The 18,451-nt window shown below is 59.6% G+C and carries 19 protein-coding genes; 6 read left to right on the forward strand and 13 right to left on the reverse strand.

What is annotated here, in order from left to right; genetic code table 11:
• Positions 1-14 precede the first annotated feature (14 nt).
• The 4 genes from KO492_RS04745 to ggpS all read left to right on the forward strand — a co-directional run bounded on the left by KO492_RS04745 (position 15) and on the right by ggpS (position 5,426).
• Positions 15-1,586: a GMC family oxidoreductase gene (locus KO492_RS04745; RefSeq protein WP_216043895.1), complete on the forward strand. Its 1,572-nt coding sequence runs from the start codon at positions 15-17 to the stop codon at positions 1,584-1,586.
• Positions 1,587-2,020: 434 nt separating this feature from the next.
• Positions 2,021-3,127: an NAD(P)H-dependent glycerol-3-phosphate dehydrogenase gene (locus KO492_RS04750; RefSeq protein WP_303578303.1), complete on the forward strand. Its 1,107-nt coding sequence runs from the start codon at positions 2,021-2,023 to the stop codon at positions 3,125-3,127.
• Between the two features lie 3 nt (positions 3,128-3,130).
• The gene (locus KO492_RS04755) at positions 3,131-3,913 is read left to right on the forward strand and encodes an HAD-IIB family hydrolase (protein WP_216043896.1); all 783 of its coding nucleotides are present in this window, start codon (positions 3,131-3,133) and stop codon (positions 3,911-3,913) included.
• 1 nt (position 3,914) lies between these two features.
• Positions 3,915-5,426 carry a glucosylglycerol-phosphate synthase gene (ggpS, locus tag KO492_RS04760; protein WP_216043897.1) on the forward strand — a complete coding sequence of 504 codons (1,512 nt, stop codon included), beginning with the start codon at positions 3,915-3,917 and terminating at the stop codon, positions 5,424-5,426.
• Here the strand turns inward: ggpS and KO492_RS04765 are convergent.
• From KO492_RS04765 to KO492_RS04800, 8 genes are all read right to left on the reverse strand, one after another.
• Positions 5,423-6,349, reverse strand: a complete 927-nt coding sequence (locus tag KO492_RS04765) for a peptidoglycan DD-metalloendopeptidase family protein (RefSeq protein WP_216043898.1) — start codon at positions 6,347-6,349, stop codon at positions 5,423-5,425. The genes ggpS and KO492_RS04765 overlap by 4 nt on opposite strands.
• A 104-nt stretch (positions 6,350-6,453) precedes the next feature.
• Positions 6,454-7,968, reverse strand: coding sequence for an acetyl-CoA hydrolase/transferase family protein (locus KO492_RS04770; protein ID WP_303578301.1), 1,515 nt, complete (start codon positions 7,966-7,968; stop codon positions 6,454-6,456).
• Between the two features lie 300 nt (positions 7,969-8,268).
• Positions 8,269-8,457, reverse strand: coding sequence for a hypothetical protein (locus tag KO492_RS04775; protein WP_066608823.1), 189 nt, complete (start codon positions 8,455-8,457; stop codon positions 8,269-8,271).
• Positions 8,458-8,585: 128 nt separating this feature from the next.
• Positions 8,586-9,794, reverse strand: coding sequence for a TCR/Tet family MFS transporter (locus KO492_RS04780; protein WP_216043899.1), 1,209 nt, complete (start codon positions 9,792-9,794; stop codon positions 8,586-8,588).
• Positions 9,795-9,851: 57 nt separating this feature from the next.
• Positions 9,852-10,610 (reverse strand): alpha/beta fold hydrolase, encoded by a 759-nt coding sequence (locus KO492_RS04785; RefSeq protein ID WP_252735299.1) that lies wholly within the window; start codon positions 10,608-10,610, stop codon positions 9,852-9,854.
• On the reverse strand, positions 10,582-11,475 hold the full coding sequence (gene pcaD, locus KO492_RS04790; protein ID WP_216043900.1) for a 3-oxoadipate enol-lactonase: 894 nt from the start codon (positions 11,473-11,475) through the stop codon (positions 10,582-10,584). Before pcaD ends, KO492_RS04785 begins: the two co-directional genes overlap by 29 nt.
• Positions 11,472-12,305, reverse strand: a complete 834-nt coding sequence (locus KO492_RS04795) for an alpha/beta fold hydrolase (protein WP_216043901.1) — start codon at positions 12,303-12,305, stop codon at positions 11,472-11,474. The genes pcaD and KO492_RS04795 overlap by 4 nt, the downstream gene beginning before the upstream one ends.
• A 57-nt stretch (positions 12,306-12,362) precedes the next feature.
• Positions 12,363-13,142 carry a hypothetical protein gene (locus KO492_RS04800; protein WP_216043902.1) on the reverse strand — a complete coding sequence of 260 codons (780 nt, stop codon included), beginning with the start codon at positions 13,140-13,142 and terminating at the stop codon, positions 12,363-12,365.
• A gap of 248 nt (positions 13,143-13,390) precedes the next feature.
• Here KO492_RS04800 and KO492_RS04805 point away from each other — a divergent pair, with 248 nt between their 5' ends.
• Complete coding sequence (locus KO492_RS04805; RefSeq protein WP_216043903.1) at positions 13,391-14,011, forward strand: hypothetical protein; 621 nt, start codon at positions 13,391-13,393, stop codon at positions 14,009-14,011.
• Positions 14,012-14,139: 128 nt separating this feature from the next.
• Here KO492_RS04805 and KO492_RS04810 read toward each other — a convergent pair whose 3' ends face one another.
• From KO492_RS04810 to fabA, 5 genes are all read right to left on the reverse strand, one after another.
• On the reverse strand, positions 14,140-14,928 hold the full coding sequence (locus tag KO492_RS04810) for an enoyl-ACP reductase FabI (protein ID WP_216043904.1): 789 nt from the start codon (positions 14,926-14,928) through the stop codon (positions 14,140-14,142).
• 5 nt (positions 14,929-14,933) lie between these two features.
• Positions 14,934-16,163: a beta-ketoacyl-ACP synthase I gene (fabB, locus tag KO492_RS04815; protein ID WP_216043905.1), complete on the reverse strand. Its 1,230-nt coding sequence runs from the start codon at positions 16,161-16,163 to the stop codon at positions 14,934-14,936.
• Positions 16,164-16,251: 88 nt separating this feature from the next.
• Positions 16,252-16,629: a hypothetical protein gene (locus tag KO492_RS04820; protein WP_216043906.1), complete on the reverse strand. Its 378-nt coding sequence runs from the start codon at positions 16,627-16,629 to the stop codon at positions 16,252-16,254.
• Between the two features lie 34 nt (positions 16,630-16,663).
• On the reverse strand, positions 16,664-17,125 hold the full coding sequence (locus KO492_RS04825; RefSeq protein ID WP_216043907.1) for a hypothetical protein: 462 nt from the start codon (positions 17,123-17,125) through the stop codon (positions 16,664-16,666).
• Positions 17,126-17,236: 111 nt separating this feature from the next.
• Complete coding sequence (gene fabA / locus KO492_RS04830; RefSeq protein WP_216043908.1) at positions 17,237-17,746, reverse strand: bifunctional 3-hydroxydecanoyl-ACP dehydratase/trans-2-decenoyl-ACP isomerase; 510 nt, start codon at positions 17,744-17,746, stop codon at positions 17,237-17,239.
• 209 nt (positions 17,747-17,955) lie between these two features.
• Between fabA and irrA the strand changes: the two genes are divergently transcribed.
• On the forward strand, positions 17,956-18,399 hold the full coding sequence (irrA, locus tag KO492_RS04835) for an iron response transcriptional regulator IrrA (RefSeq protein WP_170845850.1): 444 nt from the start codon (positions 17,956-17,958) through the stop codon (positions 18,397-18,399).
• The last annotated feature ends 52 nt before the right edge of the window (positions 18,400-18,451 follow it).

Genomic DNA, 18,451 nt, shown 5'->3' on the forward strand with positions numbered 1-18,451 from the left:
GGAGGAGAGAGACTATGGCTGCACCTTTTGACATGAACGACGACAGCGTGGTCGTCATTATCGGAACGGGCGCCGGTGGTGGTGTGCTGGCGAATGAACTGGCCCAGAAGGGTATCAGCGTCGTCGCACTGGAAGCTGGCGGGCGCTATATGCCGGAAGACTTCATCAATGATGAATGGGAGAGCTTCGGACAGTTGGCATGGACCGACCCGCGCACCACATCGGGCGACTGGCGCGTGGCGGATGATTTCAGCGGTTTGCCCGCATGGATCGTCAAGGCCGTCGGGGGCACGACAACACACTGGGCGGGAGCTTCGCTGCGGTTTCAGGAGCATGAGTGGAAGCCCGCGACGAATTACGGAGAGGTTCAGGGGGCGAACCTTCTGGATTGGCCGATTGACGGGGCGGAGATGGCGCCCTGGTATGACAAGGCCGAAAAGAAACTGGGCGTGACACGGACCAACGGCTGGCCGGGTCTGCCGGGCAACAACAACTACAAGGTTCTGGAAGCCGGTGCCAAGGCGCTTGGTTATGAAGAGGTTCACACCGGACGCATGGCGATCATGTCGCATGAGGATGGTGACCGGGTCATGTGCCAACAGACCGGCTTTTGCTTTCAGGGCTGTAAATGGGGTGCGAAGTGGTCGTCGGCCTATACCGACATTCCGGAAGGCGAAGCGACCGGCAATCTCGAAGTGCGCGTTCATGCCCATGTGGCGCGTATCCTGCACGATGACGAGGGCAAGGTCACCGGCGTCGAATATTATGATGCAGATGGCGCTTTGCAGCTTCAGAAGGCCCGCGTGGTCTGCGTGGCGGGCAACTCGATTGAAAGCCCGCGTCTTCTGCTGAATTCGGCCTCAAGCATGTTCCCTGACGGGCTTGCGAACTCCTCGGGTCAGGTCGGGCGCAACTATATGCGCCATTTGACAGGCTCGGTCTATGGTGTGTTCGACAAGCCTGTGCGGATGTGGCGTGGCACAACGATGGCGGGGATCGTTCAGGACGAGGCGCGCCATGACCCCGAGCGCGGTTTTGTCGGCGGCTATGAGCTGGAAACCCTGAGCCTTGGCTTGCCGTTCATGGCGGCCTTCCTTGATCCGGGCGGCTGGGGGCGCGAGTTTACCACGGCGCTGGACAGCTACGAGAACATGGCCGGCATGTGGATCGTGGGCGAGGACATGCCGCAGGAGACCAACCGTATCACATTGAATCACGACGTGACCGACCAGTTCGGCCTGCCGGTGGCCAATGTGCATTACGATAATCACCCCAATGACATCGCCATGCGTGATCATGCCTACAAACAAGGGATGGCGATCTATGATGCGGTTGGCGCAACGCGGGTTTTGCCGACGCCGCCCTATCCGTCGACGCATAACCTTGGCACCAACCGGATGTCCGAGAACCCGCGTGATGGTGTGGTCAACAAGCACGGGCAGACCCACGATATTGCCAACCTGTTCATCTCGGATGGGTCGCAATTCACCTCGGGCGCGGCGGAAAACCCGACGCTGACCATCGTGGCTTTGGCGATCCGTCAGGCGGATTTCCTCGCTTCTGAAATGTCGAAGGGTAATCTTTGATCCTTTGATTTGATCCTGTGGAATCTGAAACGCGCGCCGGTAAAACGGTGCGCGTTTTTTGTGCTGAGGGCGCGCCAGTTAGCGGTTGGGCCGTCTATGGCCAGATCCAACATCCGGATATGTGCGTAGTATTTAGGCAGATGCGATAAAACTTTGCCGTTATATCAAGGGCTTTCGCCGCATTGCAGCGAAGTCGGGTTGAAGTTTTGGCCCGACCTGCTACCTTTCTGGCAGGGTCCACGCGACGGACCCGTTCGGTCTGGCTCCGCGTTGAGCTACATATGCATGACCGACCCGCATGGCGCTGACACGAGTTGTATGTCTTTAGCCCCTTGTCGCGCGGCCTCGAAATACGAGGCGGGTGGGGCGCGCGGAACCTGAAGAGAACATATCTGAGAAAGAGCACCCAAAAGGAGCTCCCCATCAAGGATTCTATATCCCACACCCCGTCGCAGCCCTATGCCCGCGTCGCCGTTCTTGGCGCCGGAAGCTGGGGGACTGCACTCGCTTCCGTTCTTGCGCGCAATGGTCGGGAGGTGCGCCTCTGGGCGCGTCGTCCTGATCTGGCGAAACGGATCAATGAAACCCGACAGAATGCGGACTATCTGTCAGAGGTCGATCTTCCAAACGGTCTGACAGCCACGGCTGATCTGTCGGAGGCGCTTGACGGCGCAGAGGCCGTTTTGATGGTGACCCCGTCATCGACGCTACGCCCGATGTGTCAGGCAATCGCACCGCATATCCCGAAAGGCATCCCGATCGCGCTGGCCTGCAAAGGGGTCGAGCGACGCACGGGCTATCTTTTGTCCGAAGTTGTTGGCGAAGAGCTTCCCGGTCATCCGGTCGGGGCGGTCTCCGGTCCGACATTTGCGCGCGAAACCGCGCTGGATCACCCGACCGCAGCGACCGTGGCCTTTCCTTTTTCCTATGTTGACCGTCTGAATCCGGCGAAAAGTCCGGCGGCGCGGCTGGCCATGTCGCTTTCGGGCGGCGGGTTCCGGCCCTATGTCTCGGACGATCTGGTGGGCGTCGAAGTGGGCGGCGCGGTCAAGAATGTCATCGCTATCGCATGCGGCATGATGTCGGGCGCGGGCTTTGCCGAGAACACCCGCGCGGCGCTGATCACGCGCGGCACCGACGAGATGAAGCAGCTTGCGCAAGCCTTGGGCGGTTCGCGCGAAACCGTGACGGGTCTTTCGGGGGCGGGTGATTTGACGCTGACCTGTAGCTCGATCACCTCGCGCAATATGTTTCTGGGCTATCAACTCGGCCAAGGCATCCCGCGCCCCTCCTGTTTCGAGGGACGTCCTGTGGTCGTCGAGGGCGAGGTCAATGCGGTCTCTGTCACCGATCTGGCGCATCGCATCCATGTGCCCATGCCGATTTGTGAAACCGTGAATGCGGTGCTGCACAAGGGGGCCGATCTGCAAGAGGCCTTTTCCGCGCTCTGGGCCCGCCCGATCGAGGCGGAACCCAATGCGCTTGATCTGGCGCTCACCCATCCCATCCCTGACATGCCTCTGCAATTCGGAGCTGACTGACCTATGACTGTTTATGTTACACCGCGTCCGGCCATTGCCGCGCGCCGCTTTACCCTTGCGACCGATCTGGACGGGACGTTTCTTGGCGGCTCGCAAGAGGCGCGCAGGGTGCTTTACGACTGGATCGAAGCCAATCGCGACACTGTCGGGCTTATCTTTGTGACCGGACGCGATCCGGAATTCATCATGGAGATGTGCCGCGAAGAGGGGCTGCCTTGGCCCGAATATGTCGTCGGCGATGTGGGCACCACGATTGCCCATGTCCGCGACGATGGCCATGTGGAGCCGATCCCCGAGCTTGAGGCGGATATTGCCGCCTGCTGGAGTGATCGCGGCGATCTCGTCCGCGCCACGCTGGAAGGTGTTTCCGGCCTGACGCTCCAGCCCACCGCCTTTCGCTACCGCGTGAGCTACGACCTGAAGCCTGAGACCTATGACGCCGCCGCCGAGCGTCTGGTCGAAGAACTCGGGCTGGACTGGCTCATTTCCGACAACCGCTATTTCGACGTGCTGCCCAAGGGGATCTCCAAAGGCCCGTCGATCAAGCGGCTCATTTCCCATCTGGGCATTCCCGAGGCCCGCGTGTTGTGCGCGGGTGACACGATGAACGATCTGTCGATGCTGGTCTCCGGCCTCAACGCGGTCGCCGTCGGCAATTCGGAAACCGCCCTTACACAGCGTTTGCATGGCCACGAGAGCGTTTACCACGCCTGCAGTGCCGGTGCCTCCGGCATCCTTGAGGCCATCCATGCGCTTGACCTTCATGACGCCCCGAAAGGAGTCTGATATGTCGTCCAATCTTGTGATCGTCTACCACCGCCAGCCTTACGAAGAGGTCGAGGTGGATGGCAAAATCGAATATCGCGAAAACAAAAGCCCGAACGGGATCGTGCCCACGCTCAAGAGCTTCTTTGGCCGTGTCGACAAAGGCGCGTGGATCGCATGGAAACATGCCGATGATCCGGCCAACCCCGACTTCGAGCAGGTCATCGAGATTGATGACCATTACGGCAAATATACCGTCTCGCGTCTGCCTTTGACGCCGGAACAGGTGACAAGTTTTTACCATGTTTCGTCGAAAGAGGCGTTCTGGCCGATCCTGCACGGGTTCAAGGAGCGCTACAATTACGACCCTGTCGACTGGCCGACCTTCCGTGAGGTGAACTGGGCCTTTGCCGAGGCCGCCGCCGCAGAAGCCGCCGAGGGGGCTGTGGTCTGGATACATGACTACAACCTGTGGCTGGTGCCGGGCTACCTGCGCACCTTGCGGCCAGATGTGAAGATCAGCTTTTTCCACCACACGCCATTTCCGAGTGCGGATATTTTCAACGTGCTGCCTTGGCGTAAGGAGATTCTGGAAAGCCTTCTGGCCTGCGATGTCGTGGGGCTCCACATCCCGCGCTATGTGAACAATTTCGTCTCTGCGGCACGCTCGCTGCTGGAGGTCGAAACGCTCAAACGCGAGAAGGTCAAACCTGAACTGGCTTCGGAGTCTTCGGCCCTGTCGGAGCAGTCCGTGGTCACCGAGATCGGGTTCGAGGATCGCGTGGTCCGGCTTCAGGCCAGCCCCGTCGGCGTGGATGTGGAGTATATCGAGACCGTGGCAGAAAGCGATAGAACCGCCGCGAAGGTCAATGAAATCAAGGAGGAGATTGGCGGCGCCCAGTTGATCCTCTCTGTCGGGCGCACGGATTACACGAAAGGCGGGATCGAACAGCTTGAGAGCTATGAACGCCTGCTGGAAACCCGTCCGGACCTGCGCGGCAAGGTGCGGTTGATGCATGTCTCTGTGGCGGCCAACTCGGGCATGACTGCCTATGAGGAAATCCAGCGCGACCTTGAACATCTCGCGGGCAAGATCAACGGGCGCTATGGTTCGTTTGAATGGCAACCCATTGCACTGATTTCCCGCCCTGTGCCGTTCGAGGATCTCGTGGCCTATTACCGTGCGGCGGATGTGGCGTGGATCACGCCTCTGGCCGACGGGATGAACCTTGTGTGCAAGGAATACTGCGCCGCGCGCACCGATGAGGACGGGGTTCTGGTCCTGTCCGAATTTGCAGGGGCTGCGGTGGAAGTAGCCGCCGCCGTGCCGACCAATCCCTTCTCGCACAAGTCGATGGACGGGGCGATCCAGTTCGCGCTTGATCTGCCGAAAGAGGAGCGCCGCGGGCGGATGATCTCCAATCGCAAGATGGTCAAGCTGCAAGACATCCGCTATTGGGCCGAAGACCAGATGCAGGCTTTCGGCACGGGAGACATCCCTGTGGAACTGACGCCAGAGATGGCCTCGGCTTAAAGCGTAAAGACGGTTTCGGGCAGGCGCAGGATCAGGTTCGGGTCGGGAGAAATCTCGGCCCAGACCGGCCAGAGACTGTCATGCCCGACGCCGAAGAAATTGCCGCCGGTTTGCGCCAGCAGGCTGGTGATGATCTGGAAATGCAGATGCGGAGCCCAGCCGCCGTTTTCATGCCAGTCGCCCAGAGGCGCAATGCTCTGACCCGCGTCAACGGATGCGCCTTCAACGACAAGAGGTTGTCCGAGATGTCCATAGAGCGTCCAGAACGGCGTGCCGTCCTCGGTTTGATGTTTCAAAATCACCGTATGACCGTAGTCCAGCGGATCGGCATTGTATGCCACCCGATGCACGCGGCCTGATAGGGGCGCGGTGACGGGCGTGCCTGCGGGGGCGAAAATGTCGATGCCGAGATGGCGTGCGCGTGGCTCCGGCCCAGAAGCATCGCGATACTGGTCGGCCTGATACACGCGCCGCTTTTCGCCATAAAGCCCGTAGCCATAGAGCATGTCATCGCCTGTGCGCAGTGCTGCAAACCACGGATCAAATGCGGGGTCTGAAAAAGCGGGCATGCCCGCACGGTCGGAGGGCAGGGCGGTGGCGGGCGTGTCTTGTGGGTCTGGCGTCATGACGGGGGCCACAGCGGTCCGGCGCAGGTGCGACTGGATTGTGGCCGCTGTCGGGACGGGGGCATGGCCTGCGGCATGGCGGATCACGGCGGTAAGGAAGCCTGCGTCCAACTGGTCAAGCCGCGCGGCGAGGGCTGTGCTTGCCTCGGCGCGGACCTTGGGGAACAGCGCATCCGCCTCTCGATCCGAGAGCGTGCCCTCCGTCACACCCGCCAGAATGGCGTGGTGCAGGTCGTCGGCCGCGTCCAGTCCGGTGGCGAGGCTGCGGGCAAGTTCTGTCATCTGGTCTGGCGTCATGGTGGGAACTCTGATCGAAACTCTGGCGGGTGTCAGCGGATAGCCTGTCACAAACCGCGTCGAAGGCAAGAAAAAGGCCCTCGCGGGGAGGGCCTTTGATGACGTTATTTCATCGAGCCGGTATCGATAAACCGCTGGTGCCAACTCAAGGCCTCGCGCAGATCGTGCGGGGCGTGGCCGCCGAAGGAGCTTTTCTTGGCGCGTTCGTAGTAATCGCGCAGCATGTCGCGATACGCCGGATGGGCGCATTTTTCGATGATCTGTTCGGCCTTTTTTTTCGGATCCAGTCCGCGCAGGTCGGCAAGGCCCTGTTCGGTGACAATGACCTGAACGTCCTGATTGATGTGGTCCACATGGCTTGCCATCGGAACAATCGCGGAGATCGCGCCACCTTTGGCGGTCGACGGGGTCATGAAGATCGACACAGAGGCGTTGCGGGCAAAGTCGCCGGAGCCGCCGATGCCGTTCATGATGCGCGAGCCCATGACGTGAGTGGAGTTCACATTGCCGTAGATGTCCGCTTCGATCAGCCCGTTCATCGCCACACAGCCCAGACGGCGCACCAGTTCCGGATGGTTGGAGATTTCTTGCGGGCGCAGGATCAGCTTGTCACGGTAGCGATGCGCCTCGGCGTTGAATTTCTCGGCTGCTTCCGGCGAGAGCGAGAAGGCCGTGGCCGACGCCATGCGCAGCTTGCCCGCATCCAGCATGTCGAGCATGCCGTCCTGAATGACTTCTGTGAAAGCGGTCATGTTTTCAAATGGGCTGTCCAGCAGCCCTGCCAGCACGGCGTTGGTCACGTTGCCCACACCGGATTGCAGCGGCAGAAGCTCTTTCGGCATCCGGCCCATTTTCAATTCATGGGACAGGAATTCGAGCAGGTGTCCCGCAATGTCGAGCGCGGTCTTGTCCGGTTTGGCGAAAGGCGCGTTGCGGTCCGGTGTCTCGGTCTCGACAATGGCGACAATCTTGGACGGGTCCACTTTGAAATGCGGCTGGCCGATGCGGTCGTCCGCCTTGTCGAGCGGGATCGCCACTCGGTTCGGCGGTAGGGCCGTGCCATAATAGATGTCGTGCATCCCGTTGAGATGTTCGCTTTGCCAGGAGTTCAGTTCGAGGATGACCTTGTCCGCACATTCCAGCCATGTCTTGTTGTTGCCAACAGAGGAGGAAGGGATCAGATCGCCGTCCGGCGTGATGCCGGAGATTTCGATCACGGCGGTGTCGAGCTTGCCCAGAAACCCTTGCCACGCCATCGGCGCGACCTGACTCAGGTGCATGTCGAAATAGTTCATCTCGCCTGCGTTGATCTTTTCGCGGGCAATGGGATCGGAGTTGTAGGGCAGGCGGAAGTCGATGCCGTTGGCCTTTGCCAAAGCGCCGTCAAGCTCGGGGCCGGTCGATGCGCCGGACCAGATCTTGATGCGGAAATCTTCGCCTTTGGCGTGGCGGTCTTCGATTAGGGCGGCCAGTGCCAGCGGCACGGCTTTCGGATAGCCCGAACCGGTAAAGCCGCTCATGCCGACAGTCGCCCCGTTATGGACAAGGGCGGCGGCATCCTCGGCGGACATGATTTTGGATTGCAGGAAGGCGGGAACAGGACGGCGTGCAATGGTCACGAGGGAACTCTCCGGCTAGAAAATATGCGTGAGGCGCAATTCGGGAAGAGATGTCACATGTATGTCCGACCGTTTCCTCCCAAACGCCCGTTGCTTGCATCTATGCCCGATCCGGCGGGGGCTTCCAGCCCTAATTCCACCCTAGGCGACAAAGGCAACCCCGATATACATTTTGCGCACAGATTTTTGAATCAATCTTTGCAATTGCGAATTTTGTGGAAAACTTTGCAAAGCTGTTTCGCTTGCAAACTGGCCCGCGAGGGCAGCGGGCCAGTTGGATGCCGGATTTCAGGCAGATATTCAGGCGGTCAGGCCGCGGTCAATCCGCAGGAACTGCTTGACGCGCGAGGCGTCTTTGGGGCCTTTGCGGGCGCGGTCCATCTGGGTCCAGACCCGAGAGCGGCCAGCGGCGCGTTCTTGGGCGATGTAATGGACCAAACGGCTGGAACCGGCGTTGCGGTGGGATGTGTCAGCGATATGACGTGTCATAAGCTTTCCTCCTTTTCACATGAGTCACGGTTGTGCGAACAGCGGCCAAGGCCACTGCCGCGCACCCGTGGCGAAAGACTTCAGGCTTTGCAGTATAACAGATTCTCCCGAATTTTTATGGGCCCAGATCAAATTCGGTGCAATTGACGCCAGCGCCACAGGATCACGCCGCCGATCATGACAATCGCCAGAGACAGAAGAAACGGTGCGCCGGGCAGGTAATGTGCCGTGCCGGGGCGTGAGAATATGGCGAAGGTTTCGGTCATCAGGAGCGGGCTGAAGATGGTGGCCAGCGCGGCGATGGAACTGGTCACGCCCTGTAGTTCACCCTGCTGGTTGTCCGGCGTGGCGCGGCTCATCATGCCTTGCAGCGCCGGAATGGAAATGGCGGAAATGCCCGACAGGATGCTCATGATCCAGACCAGTGGCACCAAGGAGGTCAGCCCGAGGGTGAGAAACACCACGCTGTCCAGAAAGATTCCCGCCATCGCCACACGGTAGGGGCCGAAGCGGTTGACCAGAGGTCCGACCAGAAGCGCCTGCGCCAGCCCCATGCTGACGCCGAAGGTGAACAGAGTCATCCCGATGGTGGCCGTGTCAAAGCCGAAACGTTCCTCGGTGAAAAAGGCCCAGATCGCGGGGTAGACGAAATAGGCCAGCTCATAGAGGCCAAAGACGGTGAGCAGGCCGGCAAGGCCCTTGAGCTCGCCAATGGCACGGAAAGCGCCGAAGGGATTGGCCCGCCGCCATTGGAAGCTGCGGCGGTTTTCCGGCGCAAGGCTTTCGGGCATGACAATGAGGCCAAAGAGCATATTGGCACCGGCCATGGCGGCTGCGGCGAAAAACGGGGCGCGGGTGTCGACCCCTGCCAGAAATCCGCCGACCATCGGCCCGAGGGCAAAGCCCACGCCGAAAGCGGCATGGACATAGCCGAAATTGCGCGCGCGGTCTTCGGGGGCGGAGATGTCGGCCATGAAGGCCGCTGCAGTTCCGGGTGTTGCGGCGGTGATCCCCGCGACGAGCCGCCCGAGGAGCAGGAGCCAGATGGTCGGGGCCAGTGCCATCACCAGATAGTCGAGCATCATCACGCCAAGCGCGGTCAGCAGGACCGGCTTGCGCCCGAAACGGTCGGAGAGGTTGCCGACGAGCGGGCCGAAGAGGAATTGCATCACGGCAAATCCGGTCGCCAGAACCCCGCCCCAGAGGGCGGCATCGGCCAATGCTCGGCCCGTCAATTCGCGGATGAGCGAGGGCATGACCGGAAAGATAAGCCCGATCCCGATTCCGTCGATCAGAACCGTGATGGTGATAAAGAGGATGGGCAGGCGTCGGGACATGGCGTGATCCGGAATGAAGAGCCTCGCCTTTGTGACCTCATGTCACGGGTCTGTCCATCATCCATCCTGCTGTTTCGGGCGCACAAGTGGTTGCAACACATCGGCAAGGCGCTCCGGCATCGAGAAATAGGGGGAATGGCCGGATGGCAGACTGTGGACGCAGTCCTCGGGCCAGTCCGCGACCATCTTGCGTTGCTCTTCGGGCGGGATCACACGGTCGTTTTCACAGATCACATAGTGCCGTGGCAGGCTGCGGGAGGCATCGGTGATGTGCAGCGGCGTGTCTTGCGGTTTGATGGCCTGCGCGCCGAGACGGGTCTTTGCATAGTCTGCAGCCTCCGCCGGACAGTCGTGGAACAGTGCCTCCATACCTGCGGCATTGAACCGGAAGGCGCGGCCATCGTCGGTGCGTTCGATCAGCTTGAGGATCGGTTGCTCCTCTGCCGTTCTGCGCATATCGGCAAGGCTCATGCCGTCTTGAGGCACATAGGCGCAGAGATAGACGAGCGCGGCGATCTTCTCGGGGGCTTTCTCTGCCGCGGCTGCGATGGCAAAGCCGCCTGCGGAATGGCCCACCAACACGACAGGGCCGCCGTGTTTGGCAATATCGGCCAGAATGGCGTTGCGGTAGCGGTCCAGCGTGACTTCGGTGTAATCCGTCAGGCTCTCTCCGTGAGAGGGGAGGTCAAGCGCGCGGGCCTTGAGGCCACGTGCATGCAGGGCGGTCAGAAGATCACGCCAGCACCATGCCCCGTGGGCAGAGCCGTGGACCAGAAGAAAGGCAGGATCAGCCACAGCAGCCTCCATCATGGTCATGGTCATGGTCATGGTTGTGGGAATGGGAATGTGTGTGACCGGTTAAATTCGGTGCCGGATCACGCGGATCGGGATCGCGTTTGTCATGGGCAATTTCGATCAGGAAATCACTCAACAGCGCGGCATAGTCTTCTGGCGCATCAACCGGCGGGAGGTGACCGGAGCGGCGCATCAGTTCAAACCTTGAACCGGGAATGACGCCCAGAGTTTCGCGCACCAGATCGGGCGGGGTGGAACCGTCATACCCGCCCGCAATGCCCAGACAGGACAGGCGCAGGCCGGAGGTCGGTGTGTAGAAATCCGTGCCCGCAACCGCTGCCGCGCAACCCAGATAGCCTTCGAGCGGCGTCTCGGTTATGGCGCGGCCCCAGCGTTGCGCCTCTTCGGTCTTGCGAAAGGCCGGTGCGAACCAGCGTTCCAGCGTGGGGGCAACGATGGACTCCAGACCCTTTTCACGGATGTCCGCGATGCGTTTGTCCCAGACGCTGCGCACGCCGATCTTGGCCGCTGTGTTGGACAGCACCAGCGCGCGTATCTGGTCAAGGCGTTTGACCGCCAGCCCCTGCGCGATCAACCCGCCGATGGAGATGCCGACAAAGACCGCGTCTGTGACGTCCAGCGCGTCGAGAAGCTGTTCGGCGTCGCGCACCAGAGTGCCCATGGCATAGGGGCCTTCGGGGGCGTCCGAACCGCCATGTCCGCGCAGGTCATACCGGATGAGCCGAAGCCCCTCCGGCAGATGCGGCAGGACCGCGTCCCAGAGATGCAGGTTGGTCCCCAAAGCATGGGCGAAGACCACCGCAGGCGCCTCTTTCGGGCCGCTGTCCTCGACGTTGAGGGTGATGTTGGGCAGGTCTAGTCTCATGAGATGGCCTCGATGAATTTGGCGATGACGGCGTGGCTTTCCGGCTCGTCGAGAAAGGGCACATGACCGCGATCCATGACCTCGGCCGAGATCATGTCGGGACGGCGTCTTTGCATCTCTTCCATGCAGGCGCGGGTCAGAAGGTTGGAATTCTCGCCCCGCAAAAGCGCCAGAGGCAGGCCGTCGAGCGCGTCGAACAGGGGCCAGAGGTCGGGCAAATCTCCAGTGACACTCTGTGCTTCAATGGCGTCGCGCAGTTTCGGGTCGTAGCGCAGTTGCAGGCGGCGTTCACCCTCGGTCCAGATCCGGCGCGCATAGACGCGCCATTGCGCGGGGCTGACATTGGGGAACTGGGTGCCCAGAGCCTTGGGCAGTTTGTCGACGGCATCATCAAAGCTGCGGTAGGCGGAGGGGCGGCCAAGGTAATCCATGATATGCGACAGGCCTTCGGGGTCCATCTCCGGCCCGATGTCATTCAACAGCACACCCGAGAGCCGCTCTTTCGCGATCAGGGCCAGCGCCATCGCAATCAACCCGCCGCGCGAGGTGCCCAGAATGGCCGCCTTGTTGATACCGAGATGGTCGAGCAACGCCAACGCATCGGCACCCTCCTGCGGGATCGTGTAATTCATGAAATCGGGGTCATAGTCCGATGCACCACGCCCGCGACTGTCGAGGCGGATGATCTGCGCTCGGTCTGCAAATTCGAGCACGGGTTCGAAATCATCCATGTTCCGCGTGAGGCCGGCCAGACAGAGCAGAGGCGGGCCTTCGCCTTGAACGTCATAGGCGAGCCTGATCCCGTCGGTCGTGGTGAAATGCTGAACCATGGTGTTTCCTCTCACGCGCAGATTGTCATGTCCGCGCCGGAGAGAAAAGGGGCTGGCTCAGACCAGTTCGGCCAAAAGCCGGAAGCCTGCGGTGAAATGCACGGTCAGTACAAAGGCATAACACGCCATGACCAGAAGCGCCTGATTGTGCGTAAGCCGGTCCTGATCCGGACGGCGGCGGTGCAGGAGGCTTTGAAGCCCCGCAGCGGCAAGGATGGCCATAGCAAGAGACTGGTCACGCAGCGCCGCCGAGGCAAAGGCCGCCGTCATGAACAGGGTCAGAAACGTGCCGAGTTGCGGCCAGAATGCGTCTGAGATCCCGCGGATGACACGTCCGCCGCCGAAGGGCAGAAACGGGAGCAGCATGACAAAGTTGAAGGTGCCCAGCATGACCGCCGTGATGTGTAGAAAATTGGCCAGCCGCGGTGCGACAGGGGCCAGAACATGCGCCAGACCAAAGGCGATGACTACGGGCGGGATTGCGAGTGCGGGGCCGTAAAGTGCCACGAAACTTTCTTCGAGCGCATGATCAAAGGGACGATCCGAGCGGGGCGGCGCCATGAAGGGCAGGGGCACAAGCCGCACGCGGGCGACATCATGCCCGATGAGGCGAATGGCGAGGGCTGCGCCCAACTCGTGCAAGAGCACCGCCAGAACAAAGCCGAAACCGAACAGCGGCGATGTGACCGCGACGACCGCGATTGTCACCATGAAGCCGATGACCACGCTCGTCCCGTTGAACCCGCTTGCGTGAATACGGCCTTGCGAGGGGGCAGGGCTTGTCACAAGGGGCAGGGCCATGACACCCAGAGCAATGGCGAGCAAAAGTAAGGTCATAAGAGCGTTGGTTCACAGCCTTGAAGTTGCATTCTGGACTTTGATGGGACTTAAATATGGCATGAATGTGGCGCGGGCGGCGCCTGCGGCGCATCTTGGCGGGGAGCAACAAAATGTTTCCGGGTGAGCAACAAAATGGACAACAAAACGGGCAACAAATGGAACAAAAAAGACGCGCCGCTCCTGATCTGTCTTGCCCGCACCATTGTGGGCTCTACTGTTAAGGAAAAATGGCTGGAGGCCTCTCAATGAACAGCACGGTGGAAAAGCTTCGCGAAAGCTTGCGGGAATTGCAGGGGCAGCTCGAAAAAGAGGGACTGGAGGCGCGCAAACGCTTCCAATACCGGTTTTCCAACGGACGAGTGGTTTTCGAGGAAGAGGCGCGCAAACGCGGACGCAGGCTGCGGGTGCGCTGGTCGGTGTTTCTGCGTCGGGCGCGCCCTTGGGAAATTGTCACCGCGCCGGTGATTTATAGCCTGATCATCCCCTTCGTCTTGCTGGACATCTTCGTGACGATCTATCAGCGGATATGCTTTCCGGTCTATGGCATCCCGAAGGTCGACCGCAAAGGCTACATCGCGGTGGACCGGCACAAGCTCACCTATCTCAACTTCATGCAGAAACTGAACTGTCTCTATTGCGGTTATTGTAACGGGTTGCTGTCCTATGTGCGCGAGGTGGCGGGGCGCACGGAATATTACTGGTGCCCGATCAAACACGCGCGGGTCATGCCGGACCGCCACGAAAAATATCAGCATTTCCTCGAATTCGGGGATGCTGAAAGCTGGGACAAACATTTCCATACGATGAAGAAACGCGCACGGGCTTGCGAGGACTGTGACGGCTGCGGACCGGGTGGCGCGTCGTAGCGGCTGGACGTGCGAGGCGATGGCCTGAAGACTGGCGCCAAAGTGTCAGTTCTAAATACGCGAAAGCCCCGCCGGTGAGGGCAGGGCTTTGATCTCGGAGCCGCGTGAGCGACCTCACTTCGGATGAATCAGATGTTCTCGATCCGCGGCATCCCCATGATGTGATAGCCGCCATCGACGCGGATGATCTCGCCCGTGGTGAATTTGCCGCCATCCGACGCCAGATAGACCGCCGTGGCTCCGACCGCCTCCAGCGTGGCGTTGGATTGCAGCGGGGCGTTTTGTTCGGCATGTTTGTAGGTCCGGCGCGCGCCGCCAATGGCTGATCCCGCAAGCGTTTTCATCGGGCCGGGAGAGATCGCGTTCACGCGGATGCCTTCGGGGCCCAGATCATTTGCCAGATAGCGCACGGAAGATTCCAGCGCCGCTTTCGCCACGCCCATGACATTGTAATTCGGCACAACCTTGTTCGAACCTTCAAAGGTCAGCGTCAGCAAGGTGCCGCCCTCGGTCATCAGTTCGGAGGCGCGATTGGCCACGTCGATGAAGCTGTAACACGAGATGTGCAGCGAGTTCTTGAAGTTCTCCACCGAGGTGTCGCGGAAACGCCCCGTTAACTCGGCCTTGTCGGAATAGGCGATGGCGTGCACGACGAAATCGAGCTTGCCCCACTTGGCTTTGAGCGCGGCAAAAGCCTCGTCCATCTGGGCAGGGTTGGTCACGTCCACATCCACCATCGTGTCCGATCCGACGCTTTCCGCCAGCGGTTGCAGCCGCTTGCCGAAGGCCTCGCCCTGATAGGTGAATGCCAGTTCCGCACCCTCGGCGGCACAGGCTTTCGCGATGCCCCAAGCGATCGAGCGTTCATTGGCGACGCCCATAACGAGGCCGCGTTTGCCTTTGAGAAGATCTGCCATGTTTTTTATCCGTGATATTTCGACAAAAGCATCGAACCGTTGGTGCCGCCAAAGCCGAAGGAATTGGTCATGACCGTATCGAGGCCCGCATTTTCCACCAGTTTGGTTGCGACTTCGCCTTCGTGGATCGCGGGGTCGAGGGTTTCGACGTTGATCGACGGGATGATGAAGTCGTTTTCGAGCGCGAGAAGGCAGTAGACCGCCTCTTGCGCACCGGTGGCCCCTTGGGAGTGGCCGGTCATGGATTTGGTGGAGGAAATCACCGGCGTGTTGCCTTCACCGAAGACGCGGCGCACGGCTTCGACCTCGCCGACATCACCCACAGGTGTGGAGGTGCCGTGGGCGTTGATATAGCCGACCTTGCGGCCTTCTTCGAGCGACTGAAGCGCCAGACGCATCGCCCGCTCCCCGCCTTCACCGGAGGGCGCAACCATGTCGGCCCCGTCGGAGGTGGCGGCAAAGCCGGTCACTTCGGCATAAATCTTGGCGCCACGCGCCTTGGCATGTTCGAGTTCTTCGAGCACCAGAATTGCCCCGCCGCCGGAGATCACGAAACCATCGCGGTTTGCGTCAAAGGCACGCGACGCCTTGTCCGGTGTGTCGTTGAATTTCGACGACATCGCACCCATTGCGTCGAACAGACAGGACAGGGTCCAGTCCAGTTCCTCGCCACCACCTGCGAACATCACGTCCTGTTTGCCCATCATGATCTGCTCGGAGGCAGACCCGATACAATGCAGCGAGGTCGAACAGGCCGAGGTGATCGAGTAGTTGATCCCCTTGATCTGATACGCGGTGGCCAGATTGGCGGAAATCGTGGAGGCCATACATTTCGGCACGGCAAACGGCCCGACGCGCTTGGTGGACATGGTCTTGAGCACGGATTGATGCGCGGTCAGCATGGCGGAGGTGGACGGACCGCCCGAACCGGCAATCAGACCGGTGCGCGGGTTCACCACGTCACTCTCTTCGAGACCGGAATCGGCAATCGCCTGACCCATGGCAATATAGGCATAGGCAGCCCCCGGTCCCATGAACCGCAGCGCGCGTTTGTCGACATGGGACTTGATGTCAATGTCCACGGCCCCTGCAACCTGCGAGCGGAAACCGTATTCTTTCATGTCTTCATTGGCGGTGATGCCGGATTTACCTGCCTTCAGAGAGGCAAGAACTTCTTCGGCATTATTGCCGATGGAGGAGACGATCCCCAAACCTGTGACGACGACGCGACGCATTGCGTGCTCCTTCTATTGCTTGGGTTTGTTGTAAGGCAGGGGGGGAGGGGCGTGCAAGGGGGCCATTTTATGCGTGCCCCGAAGCGGTTTACTTAGTGAGTGTTTTGACGGCTTCTATGCTTAGGTAAATTCGTGATCCCCTAATCTCGACTGTGCCGCTTCCCGAGATAGAGCAGAGGTCATCATATGAAACAAAGAAGCTAGGGTAGTCGCATTTAGTCTCGATCTGCTCACGTGCGGCGCGTCCTGCATCAATGGTTACGCCAAATGGTTCACGATTCTCGTCATAAAATGTGAAACTGTCTTCACTGCTGTCATATTTAATTCGACCTGAAAAGCTGACTTCTGTTAGGTCCATTGTTTCGAGGTAATCAGAAAGTGGAATAGGGTCGGCCTGTGCTGAATACGCGTAAAAGCTAAATGCCGCGAGTATAATGGATTTTGATATAAGGTTGCCAAGTATCATATTGGACCTAATCCTTTTTCGGCTTTGTGCTGATCTATTCGTTGCCAGACACGACAATAACTTCACGTCGCCCGCCAAGGCTAAGCACGAGGCCAATAATTATTAGAATAGAGCCAATAATCAATCCGATGAATGTTGCAACTCCCGTAATCGCAACTCCTGCCATCCCGGCTCCGACTGCAGCGAGTGCTTCAGATCCTTGATCCGCAGTTCCTATCACTTCATTCGCGGCTCGTCCTGAGAGTAAGAATGTAGAAATTGGAAGCGCGAAGACAGAAGCGCCTAGGACAAGGAAGCCGCGTCCAAATGCCCTTCGAACGGTTGGCGCGAAAAGGCAAAGTAATGCGACTATCGGGATCAAGGCGAGCATAATTGCTTGAGCGATATTGTCTTGATCCGATGTAAATGCGGCAAAAGCAGGAGACAACGCTACAGCTGCGCTGATGCCGAATACTATGCCGATTATAATTTTTAAGATAAGTATTATAAAGTTCATCTCTGTGGCCTCACAAATGTAAATTGATTAAAACTAACTTTCAGCATCATTTCAAACAAAAACGGCGAGGTTTTCACCCCGCCGCTCTTCATCTGGTAATGTCGTCGTTTCTTAATTCTCCGACAACGCAACTTTCATATCTTTGACCTGATAGATGACTTCACCGTCGGCTTCGACGATCCCGTCCGCGACGCCCATGGTCAGGCGGCGGGTCTGGATCGCTTTGGTGAAATCGATCTTGTAGGTGAGCATTTTGCGATCGGGGCGGACCATGCCGGTCAGTTTCACTTCGCCAACGCCAAGTGCATAGCCGCGGCCTTTCCAGCCGCGCCAGCCGAGGTTGAAGCCGGTGAGCTGCCACAAGCCGTCAAGACCCAGACAGCCGGGCATGATCGGGTTGCCGGGGAAGTGGCATTCAAAGAACCACAGGTCGGGTGTGATGTCGAATTCAGCGATCACATGGCCTTTGCCATGTGCCCCGCCGTCGCCGGAAATCTCGGTGATGCGGTCCATCATCAGCATCGGTGGTGCCGGAAGCTGTGCATTGCCCTCACCGAACAACTCGCCTGCGGCACATTTCAAAAGGTCTTCTTTCGTGAAGCTCGTCGGATATTCGGTCATGTGGTAACGCCCTGCTTCCCATCTAACTTTTAGGTCGCACTCCCTCTATCACCCGGCACACAGCGCGTGCAAGGCGCAAGGCAGGAGAAGAAATCATGCAGTTCTTCCCGCAATATAAGGGGTTTGAACCGGCTTGTCAGGGATTTACGATTGAATTTCCCCTGCTTCCCCCCCTATATTATGCTCTGTAGCCAGGAAAATGAACGCACATGACCCAGATTGCAGACATCGAAATTCGCCGTGGAGAGGCTTGGCTGGCCGAGGGCGGCGTGCGCCCGACACGTCAGCGGGTTGCGCTTGCCAAGCTTCTGGTCGGGGACGGACAAGACCGGCATGTGACCGCCGAGAGCCTGTTCGAGGCCGCGCGCGAGGCCGGAGAAAAGGTGTCGCTGGCCACGGTTTACAACACGTTGAAAGCCTTCTGCGACGCCGGTTTGATGCAAGAGGTGACGGTCGATGGCTCGCGCAGCTATTTCGACACCAATATGGACGAGCACCCGCATTTCTTCTGGGAAGGCGCAGGGGAGCTGACCGATGCGCCCTCCAGCGAGCTGAAGATCGAGCGCCTGCCTGCCGCCCCTGAGGGGACGGAGATTGCCTCTGTCGATGTGGTGATCCGCTTACGTCCGAAGGCCAAAGCCACCCGCGACTAACACCCGATTGCCCGCGCCCGAAACTTGCGGCGCGTGTGACGGATTTTTGCGT

Origin of the sequence: Celeribacter halophilus, from assembly GCF_018860305.1 — a bacterium.
Taxonomy (GTDB): domain Bacteria; phylum Pseudomonadota; class Alphaproteobacteria; order Rhodobacterales; family Rhodobacteraceae; genus Celeribacter; species Celeribacter halophilus_A.